Origin of the sequence: Fluviicola sp., from assembly GCF_030151805.1 — a bacterium.
In the GTDB taxonomy this organism is placed as follows: domain Bacteria; phylum Bacteroidota; class Bacteroidia; order Flavobacteriales_D; family Crocinitomicaceae; genus Fluviicola.
The window spans coordinates 1-2,697 of sequence record NZ_JASLCN010000221.1; the positions used below are offsets into that span (position 1 = coordinate 1).

The following is a 2,697-nucleotide window of genomic DNA, read 5'->3' on the forward strand; positions in this document are numbered from 1 at the left end:
GTTCGCGAATTGTTCAAGTTATACGAGGTTTCCGAAATGCCGGAGCATTTGATGCCGATGAACATTCATAAACTTGGAAACAGCTCCGTTGCCACGATTCCTACGCTTTTGAGCATGGTGAAACGGGAAGAAATGAACGGATACAAAATTTCAGAAGGAGACATTGTTTTGTTCGCTTCGGTTGGAGCCGGAATGAATATCAATGCGGTTTGTTACCGGGTCTGAATACAACCATTTCGGATTTTTAGCGTTATAAGTATGTATATTAACTACTTAACTTATGAAAAGAATCTTACTATTTCTATTTATCTGCGTTAGCTCTTCAACTTTTTCTCAATCCATTTGGACAAAAGGAAATGCTGTTTGGCATTACTATTTTTATAATGTCGGTGAAACAGGATATACGAAACTTTGGGAGGCCGGTGATACGACAGTCCTTGGGATTACGTGTACAATAATCAAAGGAGTAAGACATAGTTTTATTTCAGGATCTGACGGGTCTTCTTTTGAATCAATATCATCCTTGCCGACAGGAGCTATTTATACTTCCAATGATACAGTGTTCTATTGGGATCATGATGCAGGTCAGTTTTTTGTGCTGTATGATTTTTCTGCTCAGGTAAATGATCAATGGGTGCTTCAGACAAAGGAACCTTACTTTGGCTGTAATGATACTTCGAGCTGTGTGGTTGAATCTGTCGGTCCGGTCTCGCTGAACGGACAAAATGCAATAGAACTTACTGTATCTGCGACTTCCGATTCCCCTTCGGAATTGATTGGCAGTATTAATTCCCGTTTTGGTGCTACCGGCTGTTATTTGTTCCCTTTTTCACGACGATGTGATGATCCGGGGCTTTTGGATTTGGATCAGGTAAGTATTTTATGTTTCCAGGACGACAGTTTGTATTACAATCCAAGCGGCGGAGCCTGTGAATATTATCTTGGCCTGGATCAGTTGCAGGATGAGAATGTAAAGGTTTATCCGAATCCGACTTCCGGTAATCTGAATGTATTATCGGATGTGCCCGTTTCGAACATTGAAATTTTTGATTCTTATGGAAGGCTTTGTCTTTCCAAACCTTCAGGTCTTACTTTAACCGAATTTGATTTGTCGGGATTGAATTCCGGGATGTATTTGATGAAGATTACAACGACTGCGGATCAGGTAACCATTAAAAGAATCCGACGGAATTAAACAGGAAATAGACCACGATATTAAAAGGCAGCATCAAGGTGCTGCTTTTTTGTTTTGTACGACGTGTGATCATTTTTCGCAACACCTCGTGTTTATCTGTTAACTGACAGAGGATTTAAGAGATAATCTTATTTTTGCTTCCATACTTTTAACATTTCCATGAATCATGAAACTAATCACACTTTGGTCCATCATCATTAAAATCATCGGAGTTTACTTTGCTGTCAGTTTTGTTCAGATTACGGCATTACTCCTGGCAGGGTTTGCAAGCTTGAATTTATTGAAGTCTCCGGAAGTATTGGTGTCCGTTTTGATTCATGGGGCAATTACCTTTCTGTGTTTGTTCAGAACGGAAAAAATCATACAGGTATTCAAGCTGGAAAGAAGTATTGAAGAAAAGGAATTCCAGCAAGTAACCTTCTCCAATGCCGTCGGATTAGCCATTGTGATTATTGGAATCTATACGTTGAGTGAAGGTATTCCTGAGTTTTTAGGAACGGTTTTTAACAGGCAATCTAATTTTCCTGCTTGTGTGCTTGTTTTTTCAAAAGTTGTTTTAGGGTTATTGATGGTTTTGAAAACAAAAGAACTGGAACAATTGATCCATAAATACAAAAAATGAGACGCAATTTTCTTTTCGATTCTTTTTTGACAGGATTTTTTTGAGGATCATGAAGGGTTAAATTCAGTTTAACAATTCTCTAATTTCATCAACACTAATTTGTTCAAAAACAGCACTTTTTTTGTAAAGCACTTGCTTTGTAAGTTTTTCTATCTATCTTTGCACCCCTCAAAGTGTGTTCTTTGGGGAAACTTATATTTATTAATTATCAAAATTTGAGTACTGTATGCCAACTATACAACAGTTAGTGCGAAAGGGAAGGACTGCGGTAGTAAAGAAGTCAAAGTCAGCGGCTTTGGATTCTTGTCCGCAGCGCAAAGGAGTATGTGTACGTGTGTACACCACTACGCCTAAGAAGCCGAACTCAGCTATGAGAAAAGTAGCGCGTGTTCGTCTTACCAACGGTAAAGAAGTGAATGCTTATATCGGTGGTGAAGGTCACAACTTGCAAGAACACTCTTTGGTTCTTGTGCGTGGTGGAAGGGTTAAAGATTTACCGGGGGTTCGTTACCACATCGTTCGTGGTGCGGAAGATACAGCTGGTGTTGAAGGCCGTTCACAACGTCGTTCTAAGTACGGAACAAAACGTCCAAAAGCTAAGAAATAATTAAACTTTTAAGAGATGAGAAGAAGAAAAGCGAAAAAAATTGCCATACTCCCGGATCCAAAGTTTAATGACGTTGTAGTAACGAAATTCGTTAACAACTTAATGTATTCTGGTAAAAAGAATTTGGCATTTAAAATTTTCTACGATGCATTGGAAATCGTAGACAAGAAATTAGAAGATCAAGAAGGATTGGAAGTGTTCAAAAAAGCATTGGAAAACGTAACTCCTTCTGTGGAGGTTCGTTCTCGCCGTGTTGGTGGAGCTACTTTTCAG

At 38.9% G+C, this 2,697-nt stretch carries 4 protein-coding genes and 1 pseudogene; all 5 read left to right on the forward strand.

Translation table 11 applies throughout. The annotated features are described in order from the left end of the window. Nucleotides 1-225 (forward strand): 3-oxoacyl-[acyl-carrier-protein] synthase III C-terminal domain-containing protein (locus tag Q1V93_RS08385; protein ID WP_300663704.1); only part of this gene is annotated, 225 nt, incomplete at its 5' end. A 55-nt stretch (nt 226-280) separates the two neighbouring features. Beyond that, the gene (locus Q1V93_RS08390) at nt 281-1,195 is read left to right on the forward strand and encodes a T9SS type A sorting domain-containing protein (RefSeq protein ID WP_300663706.1); all 915 of its coding nucleotides are present in this window, start codon (nt 281-283) and stop codon (nt 1,193-1,195) included. Nucleotides 1,196-1,361: 166 nt separating this feature from the next. Further along, nucleotides 1,362-1,817, forward strand: coding sequence for a hypothetical protein (locus Q1V93_RS08395; RefSeq protein ID WP_300663708.1), 456 nt, complete (start codon nt 1,362-1,364; stop codon nt 1,815-1,817). A 226-nt stretch (nt 1,818-2,043) separates the two neighbouring features. Then, entirely contained in the window at nt 2,044-2,424 is a 381-nt protein-coding gene (rpsL, locus tag Q1V93_RS08400; protein WP_124744417.1) for a 30S ribosomal protein S12, read from the forward strand. A gap of 15 nt (nt 2,425-2,439) precedes the next feature. Further along, nucleotides 2,440-2,697: pseudogene (locus Q1V93_RS08405) on the forward strand (30S ribosomal protein S7); the annotation flags it as partial.

Coding starts and splice junctions, on each gene's coding strand:
- rpsL (WP_124744417.1), top strand. CDS start 2,044: ATGCCAACTATACAACAGTTAGTGCGAAAGGGAAGGACTGCGGTAGTA.
- Q1V93_RS08390 (WP_300663706.1), top strand. CDS start 281: ATGAAAAGAATCTTACTATTTCTATTTATCTGCGTTAGCTCTTCAACT.
- Q1V93_RS08395 (WP_300663708.1), top strand. CDS start 1,362: ATGAAACTAATCACACTTTGGTCCATCATCATTAAAATCATCGGAGTT.